This window comes from Flavobacterium sufflavum (assembly GCF_004016525.1).
Classification (GTDB): domain Bacteria; phylum Bacteroidota; class Bacteroidia; order Flavobacteriales; family Flavobacteriaceae; genus Flavobacterium; species Flavobacterium sufflavum.
This window is the reverse complement of sequence record NZ_SACJ01000002.1, coordinates 206884-227073: the sequence shown is the minus strand read 5'-3', so window position 1 is coordinate 227073 and position 20190 is coordinate 206884. Positions and strand designations below refer to the sequence as shown.

15 protein-coding genes are annotated in these 20190 nt (G+C 32.2%); 4 read left to right on the top strand and 11 right to left on the bottom strand.

The window, feature by feature from the left end:
* Nucleotides 1–308 precede the first annotated feature (308 nt).
* Both EOD40_RS03910 and EOD40_RS03905 read left to right on the top strand, forming a co-directional pair.
* Entirely contained in the window at nucleotides 309–1730 is a 1422-nt protein-coding gene (locus tag EOD40_RS03910) for a sensor histidine kinase (protein ID WP_128193596.1), read from the top strand.
* A 23-nt stretch (nucleotides 1731–1753) separates the two neighbouring features.
* A complete protein-coding gene (locus EOD40_RS03905; protein ID WP_128193595.1) occupies nucleotides 1754–2392 on the top strand; it encodes a response regulator transcription factor in 639 nt (212 codons plus the stop codon).
* A 44-nt stretch (nucleotides 2393–2436) separates the two neighbouring features.
* On the opposite strand, the gene EOD40_RS03900 is transcribed toward EOD40_RS03905, so the two are convergent.
* The 11 genes from EOD40_RS03900 to EOD40_RS03850 form a co-directional block, all read right to left on the bottom strand.
* Complete coding sequence (locus tag EOD40_RS03900) at nucleotides 2437–4857, bottom strand: PAS domain S-box protein (protein ID WP_128193594.1); 2421 nt, start codon at nucleotides 4855–4857, stop codon at nucleotides 2437–2439.
* Nucleotides 4858–5057: 200 nt separating this feature from the next.
* A complete protein-coding gene (gene phoU, locus EOD40_RS03895; RefSeq protein WP_128193593.1) occupies nucleotides 5058–5729 on the bottom strand; it encodes a phosphate signaling complex protein PhoU in 672 nt (223 codons plus the stop codon).
* Nucleotides 5730–5803: 74 nt separating this feature from the next.
* Complete coding sequence (gene pstB / locus EOD40_RS03890) at nucleotides 5804–6562, bottom strand: phosphate ABC transporter ATP-binding protein PstB (protein ID WP_128193592.1); 759 nt, start codon at nucleotides 6560–6562, stop codon at nucleotides 5804–5806.
* Between the two features lie 49 nt (nucleotides 6563–6611).
* Complete coding sequence (gene pstA, locus EOD40_RS03885; protein WP_128193591.1) at nucleotides 6612–7556, bottom strand: phosphate ABC transporter permease PstA; 945 nt, start codon at nucleotides 7554–7556, stop codon at nucleotides 6612–6614.
* A gap of 2 nt (nucleotides 7557–7558) precedes the next feature.
* Nucleotides 7559–8836, bottom strand: coding sequence for a phosphate ABC transporter permease subunit PstC (pstC, locus tag EOD40_RS03880; RefSeq protein WP_128193590.1), 1278 nt, complete (start codon nucleotides 8834–8836; stop codon nucleotides 7559–7561).
* A gap of 82 nt (nucleotides 8837–8918) precedes the next feature.
* On the bottom strand, nucleotides 8919–9752 hold the full coding sequence (locus tag EOD40_RS03875) for a phosphate ABC transporter substrate-binding protein (RefSeq protein ID WP_128193589.1): 834 nt from the start codon (nucleotides 9750–9752) through the stop codon (nucleotides 8919–8921).
* Nucleotides 9753–9856: 104 nt separating this feature from the next.
* Nucleotides 9857–11149: a porin gene (locus EOD40_RS03870; RefSeq protein WP_128193588.1), complete on the bottom strand. Its 1293-nt coding sequence runs from the start codon at nucleotides 11147–11149 to the stop codon at nucleotides 9857–9859.
* 287 nt (nucleotides 11150–11436) lie between these two features.
* A complete protein-coding gene (locus tag EOD40_RS03865; RefSeq protein ID WP_128193587.1) occupies nucleotides 11437–12270 on the bottom strand; it encodes a PstS family phosphate ABC transporter substrate-binding protein in 834 nt (277 codons plus the stop codon).
* 36 nt (nucleotides 12271–12306) lie between these two features.
* The gene (locus tag EOD40_RS03860; RefSeq protein WP_128193586.1) at nucleotides 12307–13644 is read right to left on the bottom strand and encodes a porin; all 1338 of its coding nucleotides are present in this window, start codon (nucleotides 13642–13644) and stop codon (nucleotides 12307–12309) included.
* A 339-nt stretch (nucleotides 13645–13983) separates the two neighbouring features.
* A complete protein-coding gene (locus EOD40_RS03855; protein WP_128193585.1) occupies nucleotides 13984–15066 on the bottom strand; it encodes a sensor histidine kinase in 1083 nt (360 codons plus the stop codon).
* A gap of 47 nt (nucleotides 15067–15113) precedes the next feature.
* On the bottom strand, nucleotides 15114–15800 hold the full coding sequence (locus tag EOD40_RS03850; RefSeq protein WP_128193584.1) for a response regulator transcription factor: 687 nt from the start codon (nucleotides 15798–15800) through the stop codon (nucleotides 15114–15116).
* Nucleotides 15801–15978: 178 nt separating this feature from the next.
* Between EOD40_RS03850 and EOD40_RS03845 the strand changes: the two genes are divergently transcribed.
* Both EOD40_RS03845 and EOD40_RS03840 read left to right on the top strand, forming a co-directional pair.
* Nucleotides 15979–18765: a TonB-dependent receptor gene (locus EOD40_RS03845; RefSeq protein WP_128193583.1), complete on the top strand. Its 2787-nt coding sequence runs from the start codon at nucleotides 15979–15981 to the stop codon at nucleotides 18763–18765.
* Nucleotides 18766–18964: 199 nt separating this feature from the next.
* Complete coding sequence (locus tag EOD40_RS03840) at nucleotides 18965–20146, top strand: hypothetical protein (RefSeq protein ID WP_128193582.1); 1182 nt, start codon at nucleotides 18965–18967, stop codon at nucleotides 20144–20146.
* Nucleotides 20147–20190: the final 44 nt, after the last annotated feature.

Sequence of the window (20190 nt, the reverse complement as noted above, 5' to 3'; positions counted from 1 at the left end):
CAGAAATGATTTATTAACAAAATTAAATTATTGAATATGGAAAAAGTTAAATTATCTATAGATATAAAACTACAACTTAACAAAATAAAAACTACTAAAAAATGGACAATATTCAATCAGTAAATGGACATATTCCTACAAAATAAGTTAAATATATTGGTATATTTGTAGAACGATTTAAAATAAAGTTGATGAAAACTGCCCCCCTTTTCATACAATTCCCTGGATTATCCTAATTATTATTTTAAAAATCAACTTAGTACCCCTTTTGTAAATTGAAACAAACCAAAGCAAATACTATTACCTTTTTGATTATAATATTAACGGCTTGTTCTATGTTGATAGTCATCAACTTTTATACTATAAAAACTTTATCGGCAACCAGAGCTTATGTAAATGGGGAGTCTCATTATTCTAAAGGACATAATATAGCTACTCGTAATTTGATTAACTATCTGTTTACATCAAACAAAAAATATTGGATAAAGTTCAAAGAAAACCTTATTACACCAATGGGTGATGCCAAAGCAAGGATAGCACTAACTAAAGCATTAGACAAAGAAACCATAAAACAGGGCTTTAGAGAAGGCAAGAATAAAGAAGAAGACCTGGACGACATGATATGGTTGTTTAAAAATTTTAATGGCTTCTCATTCTTCAAAAAAGCAATAATCGAATGGAAAGGCGGTGATGTATTGAATGCAGAACTTTATCAAACAGGAGTTCGTTTACAAAAAAAAATAGAAGCCAATCAATTAGATTTTAAAACAAAAATCAAAATACTCCAGCAATTAGACTATATAAATAATCAAATAGCAATCAAAGAAGATAATTTTTCCAATTTATTAGGAAATGGAACCCGCACCGTTAAATATTATCTGCTATTAACAAATATCTTTTTCATCTGTGTAATCATAGGTTCAATAAGTATATACTACAGTTCAATGCTCCAAAAATTAATTAATTCCAAACAGGAATTAAACCAACAAAAAGAGCAACTGGAAGCCATAATCAAAGATTTAGAAAGAACAAAACTGGATTTAAACACCGAAATTATCCAACATAAAAAAATTATAGGCACCATAAGCCACGATATAAGGAGCCCTTTAAAATACATCCAACTCATTGCAAAACATCTAACTAGCACTAGCAAAAAAGCTAAAAATACCATCACATACAAATATGCTAATTCAATATACAAATCATCCTCCCAGCTTTATGACTTTACAAAAACACTCATTGAGTATTCTAAAATATATATAGAAGATAAAGATTACAATCAAAAACGGTACTCGGTCTATGATCTAATTGAAAATAAAAAAAATTTCTTTGAAGAAATAGCTTTAAATAATGGCACTAAAATTATAAACAATGCCGATATCAATTTAAAATCAAACATAAACATTCGAATAATTTCAATAATCATTCATAATTTATTAGACAATGCGGTAAAAAACACCAATACAGGTATTATTGAAATCGGAGCCCAATCAGATACTGAAAAAATCACATATTGGGTTAAAGATACAGGTGTAGGAATGAGTCCGGATATTATTGATTATTATACCAAATTATTCGAAAACAGAGATCCCGAAAAATTAATTTTAAGCACCTATGGTATCGGTTTACATCTAGTACTCGAATTATTAATAATACTTAAAGGAGATATCGTATTTTCAAATCCCAACAATGATGGAACTACAGTAACCATCGACATCAACCTCAAATAAATTTTTAATCTAAATATTAAACTATGCTTAAAGAAATCCTTATTGTAGACGACCATTTAGTTGTAAGAACAGGTGTTTCAATAATTTTAGAAGAAAAATTAAAAAATATTGCCATTTCAACTACCGATAATTACAACGAAACTTTAGGTCTTTTAAAAAAGAAAACGTTTGATCTAATCATATTAGACATTAATATTCCCGGCGGCAGAAACACATCCATGATACAGGAAATAAAAGAGCTTCAAACTGATGTCAAGATATTAATTTTTTCAGTTTACGAAGAAGAAACCCATGCCTGTCCTTACATTATTGCCGGAGCTAATGGCTACCTCAACAAATTAAGTGACAAGAAAATGCTAATTAATGCTGTCGATACTATTTTAAAAACAGGTAATTATTTAACGCCAAGCATTGTCAACGAACTGGTGAAAGCTTCCAATAACAAAGAAAGCATGAACCCCTTAGACAAGCTCTCTAAAAGGGAGAGAGAAATCTCTGAATTATTGGTGAAAGGTGATGGAAACATTGAGATTGCCAACAAACTGAGCATCCAACTCACAACAGTAAGTACTCATAAAAACAAAATATTCAACAAATTAAATATTAAAAATATAGTTGAACTCATTTCGATTTTTAACAAATCTATTGGGCTAGACAGTTAAAATTAAATAGATTAGTAGCGTTACTACCGTAAAAGCCCTATATATTATTTTCCATTTCTATTCTTAATATTATGAATAAACATAGTTAACTCTCTTGTAAAAAGATCCAAATCAGCAATTGGCTTTTTTATACATCCTAACAGTTCTTCTAATTCGGTCTTTGATTGCTCTTCCTCAATTAACGTTGAAATTCCAATAATCTGGGTTATAGGATGCCGAACTTTATGTGAAGTCATAAACATCATTTGTTCGAGATCGGCTATATATTGTTGTTTTTCAAATTCAGCTTTCTTAATATCTGTAATATCATAACCTGTCAAAATATATTTATCATTCTCTTCCAATGGATGCAAAATCCTAAGCATATATTTTATTTCTCCATCATCCATGGATAATTCATCTATCCATTCAACCGATTCATTTTCTTTTACTTTTTCAAAGGATTCACTTCTTTTTTTAGCAACAGCATCATCTATCCCAGTTAACTTGCAATAATCAAAATCTGTTTTTCCAATAACCCAATCCCTAATCTCCTCATTTTCTATACCTTTTGGATTCACATATAAATATTTTTGATTATGATCATATACTGCAATTTCTGTTGGAATTTTATTCAAAATATCATCTGTAAATTTCTTCTGGTTTTGTAATTCCGCTGTTCTTTTTTCCACTCTTTTTTCTAAATTTTGATTTAATTTTTTGATTTCTTTTTCTGCTTTTTTTCTTTGAGTAATGTCCATAAATGAACCTATAAAACACATCTCTCCTTCAATCTCAATACTTTCAACAGAAAAAAGAACATCAATAATTTCTCCATTACATCTTCTGAATTTTGATTCTAAATTTTTTTCATGACCTCCGGAATCAAAAGTTTGTTTCTTAATTCTTTCTAACTCTTCCGCGCTTAATGTTTTAAGTTCCAAAGCATTTTTCCCTATAACCATTTCTTTATCAAATCCTGACATTTCACAAAAAGCATCATTGGCATACTTTATATTTCTATTTTCTACATCCGTAATCACTATAGCTACCGGATTAGATTCCAGAATCTGATAAAATTTTTGTCGTGCAGCCTTAATCTCTTCTTCAGCTTTTAATCTCGCTGTAGTGTCTCTCGCTATTGCATACCAAATATCTCCAACTGGGGTAACATTCCATTCTATTGATTTATAATTCCCGTTTTTACACTTGTACCTGTTTATAAAATTCACAGTAGGTTCCCCCATAGATAGCTTTTCAACCTCTTTAAATGTTTTGTCAATATCATCTGGATGTATAAATTCAATAAAGCCTTTCGACAGAAATTCAGTTTCAGTATACCCTAACGTTTTTTCAAAAGCAGGATTAATATGCTTAAAAAAACCATCCTTTCCGGCAATACCAATCATATCAATTGATTTAGTATAAAATAAATCTCTCTCCTGCTGTGTCTTTTTCTTGTCGGTCACATCACGAAAAATTAGTACTCCTCCTATAATTGTATTGGTTCTGTCATGAATAGGAGATCCACTATCATCAATATATATTTTCTCTCCATTTTTCGTTTGTAAAAGTACATCTTGTTCTAAAAAAACTATTCTACCGAGTTTAATAGCTTCTATAACAGGATTCTTAACCTGATTCCCGTTTTTTTCATTTGTAATTAAAAAAACAAAATCAATATGCTTTCCTATCGCTTCTTCTTTAATCCATCCGGTTATATTACAAGCTGCTTTGTTAATCATTGTGATTATTCCGTTGGTATCTGTAGTGATAACACCATCTCCCAAACTCACTAAAGTTTGTGTAAACCATTCGTTCTGAATGAACAACTGTGCTTCATTTTTTTCTCTTTTCTTAATCTCTTTTTGAAGAACATAAAAAACTAGAAAAAGTATCAATAAACTTAAAAAAGTTCCAACAAACAGAATCATTTTAGTTGTAAAAACATATACTTGAGTTTCTATCTTCCGAGTTTCCAATAACCTATTTTCTTCTTGTTCTAAATGCTCAAAAACAACAATAATCTGATCCATTATTCTTTTACCTTCCCCTTTTTTCATCACTTTAACAGCTTCTTCATAACCTTTCTTTGCTCTTAAAGACAAATTAGAGTAAATAAAAAAATATTTTTTCTCTACTAATTTTCTTAGTGTGTCTATTCTACTTTTCTGACGGGGATTATCCGCAATAAGAAGCTCAATTTTATTAAACAAACCATCCTTTTTAACAACTGCTTTAGCAATAGAATCTAAAAAATTTTGATTGCCTGTAAGTATATATGCCCTGTGATAATTTTCAGCATCTTTAACTGATAATAAAATCTTTTTACTGGTCTGTAGCACCACATAGGTATGTCTTACCCATTGTTCTTTTTCGTTACTTTTTTGAAGTGATTGATACGAAAACAGGCTTAAAAGTAGAAGTATAATTACAGCTATAAAAAAACCTGTATAAATGAATCTGTTGCTGAGTTTCCAATTCATAATTCAAATTTTTAAGATATTTTTAATAATGTATTTTTTATAATCAGAATTAAAACATTAAGATAATACTTATTTTTTGATTACAGACATTTTTTAAAAAAATATTTAGACACTATTAAAACCTAATTTACTTCATAAAAAAAAACTAGGTTTTCCTTATCGAAAAACCTAGTTTTTTTTTATAAAACCAAGATTATATATTACTGCTGTTTATCTTCAAATTTTTCATGTTTGATGATTTTAGCTTTAATCATAAAATGAACATGCTCAGCAATATTAGTACAATGTTCCGAAACTCGCTCTAAATGTTTTATTACCAAAACCAGATTCATACCTGAAACTACAGCCTTAGAATTAACTTTCATTTCGTTCATAAGGTTATGAATAATATCATCACTACTCGTTTTAATACTATTATTTAAAACAAAAATTTCTCCAATAGTAGTTTCACTTCTATTGATAAAACATTCATTCATTTTTACAGTTATAATTTCAACCTGTTTAGCTAATTCAGCAATATTGAACTTAGCAATTAAGTCATGTTTCTCTTTTATGTTTTTTGAGTTTTTAATGACACTCATCGACAAATCCCCAATTCTTTCAATCTCATTACTAATTTGCATTGAGGCCATGATAAATCGTAAATCAGAGGCTACCGGCTGTTGTAAGGCAAAGATACTTTGACAAATCTCATCTATCTTCACATCTAGTTTATCGATTTTCTCTTCAGTTTTTTTAACCTCTTTTTTCTCAACCATTGGCTCAGAAAGCAAAGCTTTTACCGCCTCACTTAACTGATGTTCAGCAAGAGTACCAATTTTTATAATTACATTTTTAAGTTTTTCAAGTTCTATTTCAAAATGTGATGCCATGTTTATATATTTAAAATTTAAAAGTAAACGGATATAATTAATATGATAATGGAATTTATACCAATTTAAAAATATTATCCAAATCTACCTGTAATGTAATCTTCAGTTTGTTTTTTCTCTGGTTTGGTAAATATATCATTTGTTTTCCCCATCTCAATCAATTCACCCATATAGAAAAAAGCGGTGTGATCACTGGTTCTCGCTGCTTGTTGCATATTATGCGTAACAATGATAATGGTATATTGCTCTTTTAATTCGTGAACCAATTCTTCAATTTTAGAAGTAGAAATTGGATCCAAAGCACTCGCTGGCTCATCCATCAAAATAATATCCGGGCTTACCGCCAAAGTTCTGGCAATACACAAACGTTGTTGCTGTCCTCCCGAAAGTCCTAAAGCTGAATCTCCTAATCGGTCTTTTAACTCATCCCAGATAGCAGCTTGTCGCAATGAAGTTTCAACAATTTCGTCCAGCTCTCTTTTATCGTTAATTCCATTAATTCTGGAACCGTAAGCAACATTCTCGTAAATAGATTTCGGGAAAGGATTTGATTTTTGAAAAACCATCCCGATTTTTTTTCTGATGTTTACCACATCAACATTCTTATCGTAAATATCAACTCCTTCCACAAGCATTTGACCCGTTATAGAAACACTAGGAATCAAGTCATTCATTCGGTTAATACATCTCAAAAAAGTCGATTTACCACAACCCGAAGGACCAATTAAAGCAGTCACTTTATTAGCCGGCACCTGCATTGTAATCTCTTTTAACGCCTTCTTTTCACCGTAATACAATGACAAATCATTTACTTGTATTTTTATGTCTTTCATTTTTATTTTATTATATCTAAAAGTAAATTTTATTAGTTAATGTGCAAAACTATTTTGCTTTTCTTCTGATTCTTGATCGAATTATAACCGCTACAAGATTCAACGACAAAGTAAGAATTAACAATACTAATGTTGTTGCAAATTGTATAGGCATCGTTTTCTCAACATCTGAAGATTGTGTCGCCATAATATAAATATGGTATCCTAAATTCATAAACTGATCGCTCAATGAACCAGGTAACGAAGCTAAATAATAAGCCGCTCCGGTAAATAAAATAGGCGCTACCTCTCCAGCTCCTCTACTCACCGCCAAGATAGTCCCTGTCATAATACCCGAAATCGAACCCGGAAGCACCACATTTTTTATAGTTTGCCATTTGGTCGCACCCAAAGCCAAACTGGCTTCGCGTAACTCACGCGGAATGGTTTTTAAAGCTTCTTCAACAGAAACAATAATTACCGGCAATGTCAACAAAGACATGGTCAAACTCGCCCAAAGTATATTAGGCTGTCCCCAACGTAACTGTCCTCCATTAAAAGCAGTATCAAAACCGGCACCGATAAACTGAATAAAAAATCCAAGTCCGAAAAGACCAAAAATTATCGAAGGCACTACCGCCAAAGTACGAACAGAAAAACGAACTGCCGCAGCAAATTTTGAACTTTCACTGGCATATTCTGTCAAATAAATTGCTGTAATGGTTCCAAAAGGCACCGCAGCAATAGACATTACAATAACCAAAATAAAGGTTCCAATCAAAGCCGGAAAAATACCTCCTTCGGTCATTCCATTTGTTGGAAAAGAACTGATGAATTCCCATGAAAATTTTTCACGTCCTTCATAAACTATAATTCCTAAAATAACAAAAAGAACTGCAATTATAGTAAAAACTGCCAGTTGAGTAGCTCCTACAATAAGTTTCCCTTTAATGTCACTATTATTATTTTGAGTTGAAAGCAAGGAACTGTTGATTTCTTTAGTCGCTGTATCCATGATTATTTCCCTTGAAATTTCTTAATTAATCTACCCTTTACATAAAATTCTGCCAACGCATTTAATCCAAAAGAAAAAATGAACAACAATGAACCGATAAAAAACAACACACTATAATGAGTTTCCCCAAAAACGGTCTCTGCCATTTCAGCTCCGATAGTAGCCGCAAAAGTTCTCACACTCTCAAACGGATTTGCTGACATCAAGGCCGCATTACCTGTAGCCATCAAAGCAATCATGGTTTCACCAAAAACCCTACCCACACCTAATAATAAGGCTGCAAAAATACCCGGAGTTGCAGCAGGCAACACCACATAAAAAGCGGTTTGCCATTTATTAGCTCCTAGAGCCAAACTAGCCTCGGTATAAGTTTTAGGGACAGAAGAAAGTGCATCCTCAGATATCGTATAAATAATTGGAATAGACGCTAAAGCCATAGCGATACCACCAACAAAAGCATTTAGACGCGAATCATATCCAAAAATATCCTGAAAAAAAGTAGCCATAACCATCAAAGCAAAAAAACCAATAACTACCGATGGGAAAGCTGCAAGCATTTCGATAATCGGTTTAATAATTTCTTTGGTTCTTTTAGAAGCAAAACAAGCTGTATAAAGTGCTGCCAAAATAGCAATAGGACCTGCAATAAGCATCGAAATAATGGTAACTTTTAATGTACCGATAAGCAAACTTAATAATCCAAATCTAGGATTCTCAGAAACAGGAACCCAATCTGCAGTCAACAGACTATCCCAAATAGAATTAGATTTTTCTTCTTTCACTTCTGTACTCTCCGCCGAATTATCATCGGCAACCAATGGCTCTACCTCAACACCTCCATAAGATTCTGGTTGTAAATCTTCCTTTTTTACATCACCATAGGATTCCGGTTGTAAATCTTCTTTTTCTACACCTCCGTATGATTCTGGCTGTAACTCCTCCTTTTCTACACCTCCATAAGACTCTGGTTGCAACTCTTCTTTTTCTACACCTCCGTATGATTCTGGTTGCAATTCAGCTGATGTTTCTGATCCTCCATAGGATTCAGGCTTATCATTTGAAGCAGCTGACTGTTGAATTTCAGTTTTAACTGATTCTTTACCTTGAGAAAAAATGGGTAAAGACTCTTTAAAAACAAAAATAAAAATCAGAAAAATAATCGCAATTGAAAGAAAAGCAACGGATGAAATTATTTTTTCGGCAAGAAACTCAGAAAGTCTGAATTGTTTCTTCAGACTTTCTTTAGTGAAATTTTGTTTACTCGGAATTTGAGAATTCATTTTGAATATTTAAAATTTTATAAATACAACATATCCTTTATCGGTGGTATCCCCCGATAAAGGATAGTTATTATTTATTTTTTTATTTTACTGGGAAATAACCTGTCTCAACAACTAATTTTTGTCCCTCTGGGCTAAGAATCCAATCAATGAACGCTTTAGTTTCACCAGTTGGTTTTGATTTCAAGTACATGTACAGGTATCTCGCGATAGGATAGGTTTTATTTTTGATAGTAGCTGCAGTTGGCAATACACCTTTACTCTTAGCGTCTTTCTTAACTTTACAATCTTTAACGCCTTCAGCATAAGCTGCTCCACCGTAACCAATACTATATTTATCTTTACTAACTGCATTAACAATAGCAGCAGTTCCAGGCAATGTCTGTACGTTAGCCGCAAAGTCACCTTTTACAACATGCTCTCTAAAAAACTCAAAAGTACCTGAGCTGCTTTCTCTTCCATATAGACGAATTTTAGCATCATCTCCACCCACTTCTTTCCAGTTAGTAACTTTACCGGAATAGATATCTCCTAATTGTTGAATTGATAATTCAGAAACTTTATTACTCTTATTCAAGAAAACTGACAAACCATCTTTAGCACATGGAATTTCGATTCCCTGTGTTTTAAACTTTGCTTTTAGTTTTTGAACTTCTGCTGGTTTTATAGGACGACTTGCATTAGCAATTTCTGTAGAACCATTCAATAAAGCTGCCAAACCTACTCCAGAACCACCTCCAGTAACCTGAATTACCGTTCCGGGATGCTTAGCCATATAAACTTCAGCCCATTTTTGAGACAAAATCACCATCGTATCAGACCCCTTCACCGTGATTTTTTTCAATGTTGTAAAAGACAAACCAACAGTCATTATTACTGCTAAAAAAGCGAATAATTTTAAATTTGATTTTTTCATTTTAATTGTTTTTAATTTAGCACAAAAGTACCTTATATACCTCTTGTCAATGTTAAGTTAATATTATGTTTGTTTTACTAAAAAGCTACCTAATTAGCTCTGAATTAGAAATTAAACTGAGCCTGAAGTCTCAATAAATTTCCTTTTTGCCTATTGTTTGGAAGTGCACTATCTTCAAAAGTACGATCAGCAATTACCCATTCCGCTACCAATTCGAATGCCTTGAATGGTTGCCATTCTAAACCCAATTCATAATCTCTTACCACATAGCTTCTAGCATCTTTTTCGAACTTTTTACCTCCATCATAATATTGGAATTTAGCAAATGGATACAACAACTGGTGCTTAGGCAAATCCCACTTATAGTTCAAGGTTACATACCCTCCTTCTAAACTGGATACATCAACTGAATTTGTAACTTTATTGTAACGAGGTCCTTTACCAATGTTGTATTCTGCCTGAACTCCAAATGGTTTTGGATACAAAATAAAAGATGCAGCAACTCTTTGGTCTAAAGTATTTAGTTTGTTTGCAGTAGCAACACCTGTAGAAAGTTCACTTGTAAAAGCCCATTTCCCAGTATAGGCCTGAATACCCGGCTCGATAATTTGGTTTCCTACTACAAAAGGATAACTTACTCTAGTTACTACATGTAAATTTCTATTTCCTTCTGATTTATTAGCCGTTTGACCGTTGTAAGCTCCAAAAGCAAACACACCATAATCTCCAGAACCTTTGTAACCATCTTTTACCAACATTGCAAAACGTTCTCTTACTTCACTTGGAGCCCAGTAGAAAAAAGCTCCCAAATCACGCTCATTTGCCACAGCACTGTTCAAGGCATCATTACGGTCTAAGGTCAATCTATTTTGACTGGATTGCATATTTTCAAAACCATAAGGCACTTTACTTTGCCCTAATCGTATTCTAAATTCTCTTTTTTTATCAAATGACAAATCGAAATAAGCATCTCTCAATTGCACAAAATTATTCACTCCGGTAGCAGGAGAACTGGCAAAATCCGGCTGAATATAAATAAAAACATTAGGATGGATTTGTCCGGAAAACACTAAACGGGCACGTCTGATAAAAAGACCATTAGTAGATTTTGCATCTGGAGCCGTAGAAGTAGTTCCCCAGGATTTATCACATTGGTCACAAGACACTTTATCATTTGTTGATAACAAACCATTATATCTTACTTGCACATAACCTCTTAAACCTATATTATCATACCAATGTTCTTTTTTAGGCTTAGCACTTTCTTCGGCAGCTTTAACTTTATTAATGGAGTCCAAAACACGAACGACTTCTTTCGCAACTGCTACTTTATCAACATCTTGTGCATTAATCAAACACGAAACAAATAATACACTTGTAAATAAAATTTTTTTCATTTTTAACTTATGATTTATTTTTTTACAAAGTTGAGGTGGCAATGTTAAGCTAATGTTAAGACAGTGTTATGTTGCCAATAAATTAACCATAACCAAACAATTAGGAGATAATTTATTAAAACTATGCACTTTTTAAACCATCAATGTTAATTAATCATAAATTTACATTAGAAAACAAATAGAATTTTGATAAAAAAACAAAACAACAATCACTCAAAAGAACTAAAAACAAAAAAGCCCTTATTGTTTTCACAACAAGGGCCTTATAAAAAATCTTTAACCTAATATTATTTCAATGGGAAATATCCTGTTTCAACAACTAATTTTTGTCCTTCTGAACTTAGAATCCAATCAACAAAAGCTTTAATCTCACCTGTTGGTTTTGATTTCAAGTACATATACAAGTATCTTGTAATAGGATAAGTATGATTTTTAATTGTAGCTGCTGTTGGCAAAATCGCCGGACTTTTATCATCTTTCTTAACTGCACAATCTTTCACTCCTTCAGCATAAGCTGCTCCACCGTAACCAATAGAGTATTTGTCTTTTTTAACCGCATTTACAATTGCAGCTGTTCCTGGCAATGTTTGGCAACTTGCAGAAAAATCTGTTTTAACCACATTGTCTTTAAAGAAACCAAAAGTTCCTGAGCTACTTTCTCTTCCGTATAATTTAATAGGAGCATCTTGACCACCTACATCTTTCCAGTTTGTAATTTTACCAGAGAAAATTTGTCCAAGTTGCTTAATTGTCAAAGCCGTAACCGGATTAGCTCTATTTAAATATACTGACAAACCATCTTTAGCACAAGGAATTTCAACACCAAGAGTATTGTATCTTGCTTTCAATTTTTCTACCTCAGAAGACTTAATAGGACGACTTGAATTAGCAATATCAGTAGATCCATTAATCAATGCTGCCAAACCTACTCCAGAACCACCACCAGTAACCTGAATAGAAGCTCCGGGATTTTTCTTCATATATACTTCAGCCCATTTTTGAGACAAAATAACCATTGTATCAGATCCTTTTACAGTCACTTTGTTAAGTGTAGTGAAAGAAAAACCTATTGTCATCACAACTAATAAAATTGCTGCGATTCTTAATTTATTTGTTTTCATTTTATATCTATTTATTTAATTTAAATTTAATATTTATTAAAATCTAGCTTGTAATCTTAATGTGAAGATATTATCATGTTTATCTTTAATATAATCCGCTCCGGCATTTAGAGATTTTTCATTAACAGGCAATGTATAAGAAGCCATTACTTTAATGTAATCATTGAAATAATACTGCCAAGCAAATGTCCAGTTATAGTATTTCAAATCATCCTTAGTTTTAACTCCATCTCCTGACAATTTTGTATTTGGATCAAAAACATCATATCTCAAAGAAACCTCATTTACCTTACCTACATTTTTAACCAATGAAAGATAATAACCTTCTACATTTCTTACTTTGTTAGCATTGAACAAGGTGTTAACCTGAGCAGTATTAGTTGTTCCTGAATAAGTTCCTCTAATGTATTCTCCTTTTAAAGACAAACCTCCTAAGAAATCATAATACAACTGCATCTCTGTTCCAAACAATTCTTTTTTCAGTTTATCTCCTACATTAGGAGTAAATGAATTATTATTCACATCCGAAAATACTGTTACAGGACTTGTTTGAGCAATTACAGTAGTATTTCCAAGATAGGTATGCGCTCCAAAATCAATACCCAAACCTTTACTTGGGAATTTAAAAGAATAAACCGCTCTGGCCATTAAATCTTTTCCATTATCAACATCTTTCGCCTGATTAGCTAAAGCTCCTTCACCAAAGTTACCGTTTAACACTGCAAATTGTAATTTTAAAGGAATCTCAAACTTTGTAGCAAAATCAGCTTCTAATTTGACCCCCTGATCTCTTTCGGTAGGGTAAAGCGTTCTGGTCATTAAAGTTCTTTCGGCAAATTCTCTTGAAGCAGAAGAATATTCTATCTCATATGTTGGTCTGTTAAACTGTCCAACCCATAAAGAGAAAGTATTTAACCAACGGTCATTCAATTGCACAAAAGCATCTTTCAAAGTAACCTGATGTACTTCAAAGTTGGGTTGCAACACAAAATTCACACCGTCAATAGGCTTATACGTAAATTTAATTCTCGCTCTTCTAATATAGAATGAGTTGTCTTCATAAGCTGACCCTGTTACCGGTATACCGTGCTGACTACCGTCAGAAGCCCATGAATCATACATTTCATATTGCGCCTGAATATAACCTGAAACTTTAATTTTAGACAATTCATTAACCACTGTTTCCAAGGCAGAAAATCGCTCCTCATAGCCTGCTAATTTCATTGAATGATCATCCACTGATTCTTTTAACCTGGTTAATTCATCAGTTTTTAATGTATCTACACTATTAGATTTAACCGTATCGTTTGTAACCTCCTGCGCATTAATCAAACATGAAACAAACAGTAAACCTGTAAATAAAATTTTTTTCATTTTAACTTTTAATAAACTTTATATTATTTTAATGCAAACCTAATATTAAACTTTGTTGTAAATATTAAGCCTGAGTTACCTTTAAGGAAACATAACGTAAAGATTTATTCATATTAGCCTTTATATAATGTCAGAAAACCAATATAGAAATTCAAGAAAATCAGCAAACACAATACTTAACAGCACTATTTTCTGTTAACATTTACTTAACATTGAAGAAATAAGCTGTTTTTGAATCTGTAAAAAAGTGGGATTTTGGATTGCATTTCGATATAAAAACAAAAAAAGGTGCCGTTGAATTAACAACGACACCTTTTCATATTTTATAAGAAACTATTTCTATTCCTCCGGAAGAATCTTTTTTTCCTTCTTTGCTTTTTCAATCGTGAATGAAAACTCAGATCCAATTCCAAATTCACTTTCTACATATATCTTCTCTTTATGAGCTTCAATAATATGTTTTACAATAGCTAATCCTAATCCGGAACCTCCCTCGGCCCTGGAACCGCTTTTATTAACACGATAAAAACGTTCAAAAAGCCTTGGAATATTTTGCTTTTCAATCCCTTCACCATCATCACTTATTCTAACTAAGACTTTTTCTTTGGTTAAATTCACCACGGCCACTTCGGTAGAACCTTCTTTTTTACCATACTTGATTGAATTCACGATCAAGTTTTCGATAACTTGTTGAATTCGGTCCTTATCAGCCTTGACAAAATTGGGACGGATGTATTCGTTTTCAAAGCTCAAAGTGATTTTTTTCTTATCAGCTTTCATCTCTAACAAGTCAAAAACATTTCGAATCAATTCGACAATATCAAATTCGGTTATCTCTAAATTCAAATCTCCCGATTCTAACTTAGTAATCATATCCAAATCTTCTACTATATATATAAGACGCTCTACTCCTTTGTCAGCACGTTTTAAATATTTTTTTCGAATAGCCTTATCTTCCATAGCTCCATCTAATAAAGTGGAGATGTAGCCCTGAACGGTAAATAATGGTGTTTTTAATTCATGCGAAATATTGCCCAGAAACTCTCTTCTATATTCTTCACGAACTTGCAGCATTTCGATTTCCAACTTCTTATCAGTGGCAAACTTTTTAACTTCTCTGGTCAAAGTTTCCATATCAGTTGTAATGGGCTGATTAATCAGGGTACTGGATTCCAGTAAGGAAACATCATCGTATATTTTTTTAACCCTTCTGTAAATGAAGCGCTCTACACGATATTGCAATACCAAAAAAGAAAAAAGATAAATAGCAAAAACAAAGACAATTCCAAAAATCCATAAACTTTGAACAGAAGCTTTAAAAATAACTACCGCCAGAAAGATAACAAAAGCGGTAGAAAAAAGACTGATGTAAAATGCCGATTTGATGGCAAACTTATATGTTTTTTTAAAGCTAATTTTCATTTATTAACAGTTGTTCTTGATTTTTAAAAGTATTGTAAAAATAACTACTATACTTCAAATTTGTAACCTACACCTTTAATGGTTTTAAAAAGGTCATCACCTATTTTCTCACGAAGTTTTCTAATGTGTACATCGATAGTTCTTCCGCCTACAACTACTTCATTACCCCAAACCTTATCCAGAATTTCGTCTCTTTTAAATACTTTTCCTGGTTTTGACGCCAAAAGATAAAATAACTCAAACTCTTTTCGTGGTAAAGCAATCTCAATATCGTCTTTTATGATTTTATACTCTTCACGATTAATTTCGATTCCGCCTACATTTAATGTTTCGCTATCCTGTTCGCCGGCCTCTTTCAATCTTCGCAATAAAGCTTTTACTTTACTTACTAATAACTTTGGCTTAATAGGCTTAGTAATATAATCGTCGGCTCCGGCATCAAAACCTGCCACCTGAGAATAATCTTCGCTTCTTGCTGTCAGGAATGTTATGATTACATTACTTAATTCAGGAATGTTTCTAATGTTTTCGCAGGCTTCCATACCGTCCATCTCCGGCATCATCACATCCATAATGATTAAATCAGGTAATTCCTTTTTAGCCTTAGCAATAGCTTCCCTACCATTAGAAGCAGTAACTATTTGATAGCCTTCCTGGGTTAAATTATAACCTACGATTTCTAAAATATCTGGTTCATCATCTACCAGTAAAATCTTTGTGTTTTTCTTTTTCATATCAAGCAAATTTTCTTTTGCGATTGTAAATGTAACAATAAAAAAACAGCATAAAAGTCCTATTAACCGTAATTTAAAGAGATAACAATTTAGTAATACTAGAGCAACATAATCGTAACAACCGATTAACACCAACTTTACAAAGCTAGCATTTCTTTGCAAAAAATTTAATCAAATTATGAAACTTAGATTATTCATTCTATCACTTTTTATCACTACAATTAGCTTTGCACAAAGTAAAGGTACGATTTCAGGGGTAATAACAGACAAAGATTCTAATAATGAGACATTACCATTTGCAAATGTGCTTATAAAAGGAACGAAATTTAATGCCACTACAGATATTAACGGAAAATATTCTATTACTATCAGTCCGGGAAGCTACGTTATTCAGTTTAGCTTTGTTGGATACGAACCTAAAGAACTCCCTGTAAAAGTAACTGAAGGAGCTAAATTAACCATAAATCAAGCCCTGTCTGCAGGAGCCTATACTCTTAAGGACGTGGTGGTGAAATCTACTGTAAACAGACAAAAAGAAACTGCTCTATTATTAGAACAAAAAAACGCAGTAGAAATTAAACAATCTATAGGTGCTCAGGAAATGTCCAGAAAAGGGGTAAGTAATGTTGAACAAGGTTTAACAAAAATTACCGGTGTGAGTAAAGTAGGTTCAAGAGGTATATTTGTTAGAGGATTAGAAGATCGATACAACAATTTACTTGTAAATGACCTATCAGCACCTTCAAACAATCCGTACAGAAAAATTCTCCCATTGGATATTTTCCCAACAGATATCGTTGGAGCGATAGACGTATACAAAACCTTCAACACTAATATCTCAGGAGATTTTGCAGGAGCTACATTCAATATCGCTACTTCAACAACTAGTAAAAGCGAAACAAAACTTAATATTGGTTTTGGATATACAACAAACAACAATTTATCACCTTTCCTTATAGCATCTGACATAAAGAACACAAAAGGATTTTTAGGATTGTCTGGAAGTGATAGAGAACTGCCTTATTCTTTAGGAGGAACACCTTCAAACCACACCTTAACTACTAACGAAGCTTTAAGCGGATTAAAATCGGGATGGAATGTATCAGAATCTACAAGTCCTATAAATTCAAGTATTGGATTTTTGCATTCACAAAAATTTGATTTGAATAATGGTAGAAATTTTTCATACTTACTTTCTATCAATGCAGATAATAGCTACACCTTTACTCAAGGTAATAATAATACTTTTGAAGCAAAAAATGGTACTTTTGACAACAACGCATTTAAATCTGAATACCACTACAAAACAGCTTTATCCACATTGTTAAATTTAAACTATAAAACAGGCAATTTAAATTTAACTTCTAATACATTTTACTTAAGATCAACTGATAATTTAATTCAGGATCAAAAAGGTGCTTTCGGGGGATTATTGGAAAATAAAAATGTTTTTATTCGCACCAATCAATTAGACCAATCCGATTATATCAACTCACAATTATTAGCTAATTACTCAATTGGTGAAAATAAAAAACAAAAAATTAAAGCCGGAGTCTCTTTTGCAACAACATCTTATCAACAACCTGACAGAAAAATATACAAAGGAAACATCGATGCAAATGACAATATTTCTATTAGCTATGGTGCAAACAATTTTCTTCGCCAATATTTAGATATAAACGGAAATTCTTTTCTTTCAGCTTTACTAGAGTATAACTTAAAGTTTGGAAAAGAAGATAAAAATAATTTTTCTTTTGGATATAATGGAAATACTTCCCTTACTGAAACATCTTATCGATTTATTAAGACCAACGGAAGTTCTACTATTAACGGACATATTAATTCAGATTTAGATAAAATTATAAATGCTGATTTAATTGCAGGCAATTTTAATTACCAGGAAAATTCAAATACAAGTTATAAAACTAAATTAGCTGAAAACACAAATGCTGCGTATTCAAATGTTTTGTTCAAATTAAATGACAAATGGGAAATTAGCGGTGGAATTCGTTTTGAAAAATTCAACCGAGAAATTAAATACCGTTTCAACGGTTCATTTGACGATCCATTCCTTAAAAAGAATTTCGACAAAAACTACTTCCTTCCGGCACTTAATATCAAATATGCTATAGTAGAAAGAGCGAATCTTCGTTTTGCTGCATCAAAAAATTACACTAAACCTGTAACAATGGAAGTTATTCCAATTTCATACATCAATGGTGATGGAACAAGTGTACAAGGAAATCCATTTGTTGTAAATAGCGACAACTTAAACTTTGACTTGAAATATGAATTTTTCCCAACCAGCAAAGAACTTTTTGTAGTAAGTGCATTTGCTAAACATCTTGACAATCCAATCGAAAGAACTTTCAGAGGTGAAGCTGGTGGAAATATCACTACATTCCTAAACTCAAAAAAAGCTGATTTATACGGTATTGAAGTTGAAGGAATTCTTGATTTAGGAAGAATTAATAACTCTTTAAAACAATTTAGCATTGGAGCAAATGCAACTTTGATGAATACTAAAGTTATTGTAAATCCATATACATTAGATCCAAATACAGGAAATAAAATTGAAACTGCAGAAACACATCAAAGTAGAGATTTACAAGGTGCTTCGAAATGGTTAGTAAATGGAGATGTGAAATACGAATTTAACTTTTCAGAAAACTGGAGTAATACAGCTAACTTAGTATATTCTGTTTTTGGAAAAAGAATATACAGTGTAGGTTCATTAGGATTGGATCATATCTATGAATTACCGGTACAACAACTTGACTTTGTATGGACAAGTAAAATTTCCGAAAATTATTCATTAAAATTAGGTGTAAATAATATCCTGAATCCAAATAGAAAACAAATAATAGGCAACGATAACAAAGTTAATTTTATAGCGGACTCAAAAACTGTACAAGAATACAAAAAAGGGACAGGCTTCTCAATTAGCTTTGAATATAAGTTCTAATAAAAAACATACTTTTAAAAGAAAAGACTGCTATAAAAAGCAGTCTTTTTTTTTTGTGTTTTTAATTTACATTCTTAACGTTAAATTCATGTAAAATTCAATATTCTATAACTATAGAATAACCTTATGCTAACCTCAAAAAAAAACATCAATTCTATATTTGCTGCATAAATTTTTAACACAAAAACAATAAAACAAAATGAAAAAATTAATTTTAAGTTTAGCGATTATATCTGCAATTTTTACAGGTTGCTCTAGTTCTTCTGATGATGCTCCGGTTCTGGCTACAGGAGATATTACAGGAACATTTACAGCCAACAAGACATTTGCAAAAGGAAATTATACTTTAAAAGGAATAGTAAAAGTAGCTTCAGGTGTAACACTTACTTTTGATGCAGGTTCTACTATTACATGTGATAAAGGAACAGGTGATAATGCTTTTGTTATCTTAAATGGTGGAAAAGCAATTATGAATGGTACTGCTTCTGAACCAATTGTATTTACTGAAAAATCAGAAGTTCCAGGTTCATGGGGAGGAATTATCATGTACGGTGATGCTCCAATCAAAGGTGCTGGCGGACTTACAACTTTATTATCAGAAGATGGAAATTCATTGAATTATGGTGGTACTAATGCTGCTCACAACGGAGGAACATTAAAATACGTAAGAGTAGAATATGCCGGAGCAAAATTAGCTGATGGACAAAAAGAAAACAACGGTTTCACTTTCTATTCTTGTGGTACAGGAACAACATTAGATCATTTAGTTTCTTACAAAGGTGCTGATGATGGATATGAATTCTTCGGAGGAACTGTAAGCATGACTAATGCTATTTCTTATGGTAACTATGATGACGCTTTTGACTGGCAAGATGGATGGCAAGGTCAAAACAATACTAACTGGTATGCTTACCAAGAAGTTAAAGGTAATTTCGGAATGGAAATTGAGGCTTCAGGAAATAACAATACATTTTTCCCTAAAGTGGAAGGAGTTACTCTAAAAAGAGCAGCTGGATGTACACCTGAAGACAATGCTTCTATAGAAATTGATGCATTCCAATTCAAAAAAGAAGGAAATGGAGAGTTCAACAACGTTATTGTTGATGGTTACGGAACATATACTGTAAATGCAACAACATATAACGGTGCAATTGTAAAAATCCAGGATGTAACTACAAATACTAATCAAGTTACTGGTGCTAAAATTAAAGTTACAAACACAAAAATCTCTAACACAACTCAAACAACACCAATAGGAGCAACTGGTTCAATTGTGGTTAGTTTCCCTGTTGGTAATTTTACCACAAGCACAACTACAACTGGAGCTTCTCTTACTGCAGGAACATGGGCATCTGTTAAAGGAGCTAGTTTGATTAAATAATAAATCCTCTTCAATAATTTAAATGCCTTCCTATTTAGGAGGGC

What these genes read in the sequence shown, in the direction of transcription:
- EOD40_RS03905 (WP_128193595.1), top strand. Translation starts at nt 1,754, where the DNA reads ATGCTTAAAGAAATCCTTATTGTAGACGACCATTTAGTTGTAAGAACA.
- EOD40_RS03900 (WP_128193594.1), bottom strand. Translation starts at nt 4,857, where the DNA reads ATGAATTGGAAACTCAGCAACAGATTCATTTATACAGGTTTTTTTATA.
- phoU (WP_128193593.1), bottom strand. Translation starts at nt 5,729, where the DNA reads ATGGCATCACATTTTGAAATAGAACTTGAAAAACTTAAAAATGTAATT.
- pstB (WP_128193592.1), bottom strand. Translation starts at nt 6,562, where the DNA reads ATGAAAGACATAAAAATACAAGTAAATGATTTGTCATTGTATTACGGT.
- pstA (WP_128193591.1), bottom strand. Translation starts at nt 7,556, where the DNA reads ATGGATACAGCGACTAAAGAAATCAACAGTTCCTTGCTTTCAACTCAA.
- pstC (WP_128193590.1), bottom strand. Translation starts at nt 8,836, where the DNA reads ATGAATTCTCAAATTCCGAGTAAACAAAATTTCACTAAAGAAAGTCTG.
- EOD40_RS03875 (WP_128193589.1), bottom strand. Translation starts at nt 9,752, where the DNA reads ATGAAAAAATCAAATTTAAAATTATTCGCTTTTTTAGCAGTAATAATG.
- EOD40_RS03870 (WP_128193588.1), bottom strand. Translation starts at nt 11,149, where the DNA reads ATGAAAAAAATTTTATTTACAAGTGTATTATTTGTTTCGTGTTTGATT.
- EOD40_RS03865 (WP_128193587.1), bottom strand. Translation starts at nt 12,270, where the DNA reads ATGAAAACAAATAAATTAAGAATCGCAGCAATTTTATTAGTTGTGATG.
- EOD40_RS03860 (WP_128193586.1), bottom strand. Translation starts at nt 13,644, where the DNA reads ATGAAAAAAATTTTATTTACAGGTTTACTGTTTGTTTCATGTTTGATT.
- EOD40_RS03855 (WP_128193585.1), bottom strand. Translation starts at nt 15,066, where the DNA reads ATGAAAATTAGCTTTAAAAAAACATATAAGTTTGCCATCAAATCGGCA.
- EOD40_RS03850 (WP_128193584.1), bottom strand. Translation starts at nt 15,800, where the DNA reads ATGAAAAAGAAAAACACAAAGATTTTACTGGTAGATGATGAACCAGAT.
- EOD40_RS03845 (WP_128193583.1), top strand. Translation starts at nt 15,979, where the DNA reads ATGAAACTTAGATTATTCATTCTATCACTTTTTATCACTACAATTAGC.
- EOD40_RS03840 (WP_128193582.1), top strand. Translation starts at nt 18,965, where the DNA reads ATGAAAAAATTAATTTTAAGTTTAGCGATTATATCTGCAATTTTTACA.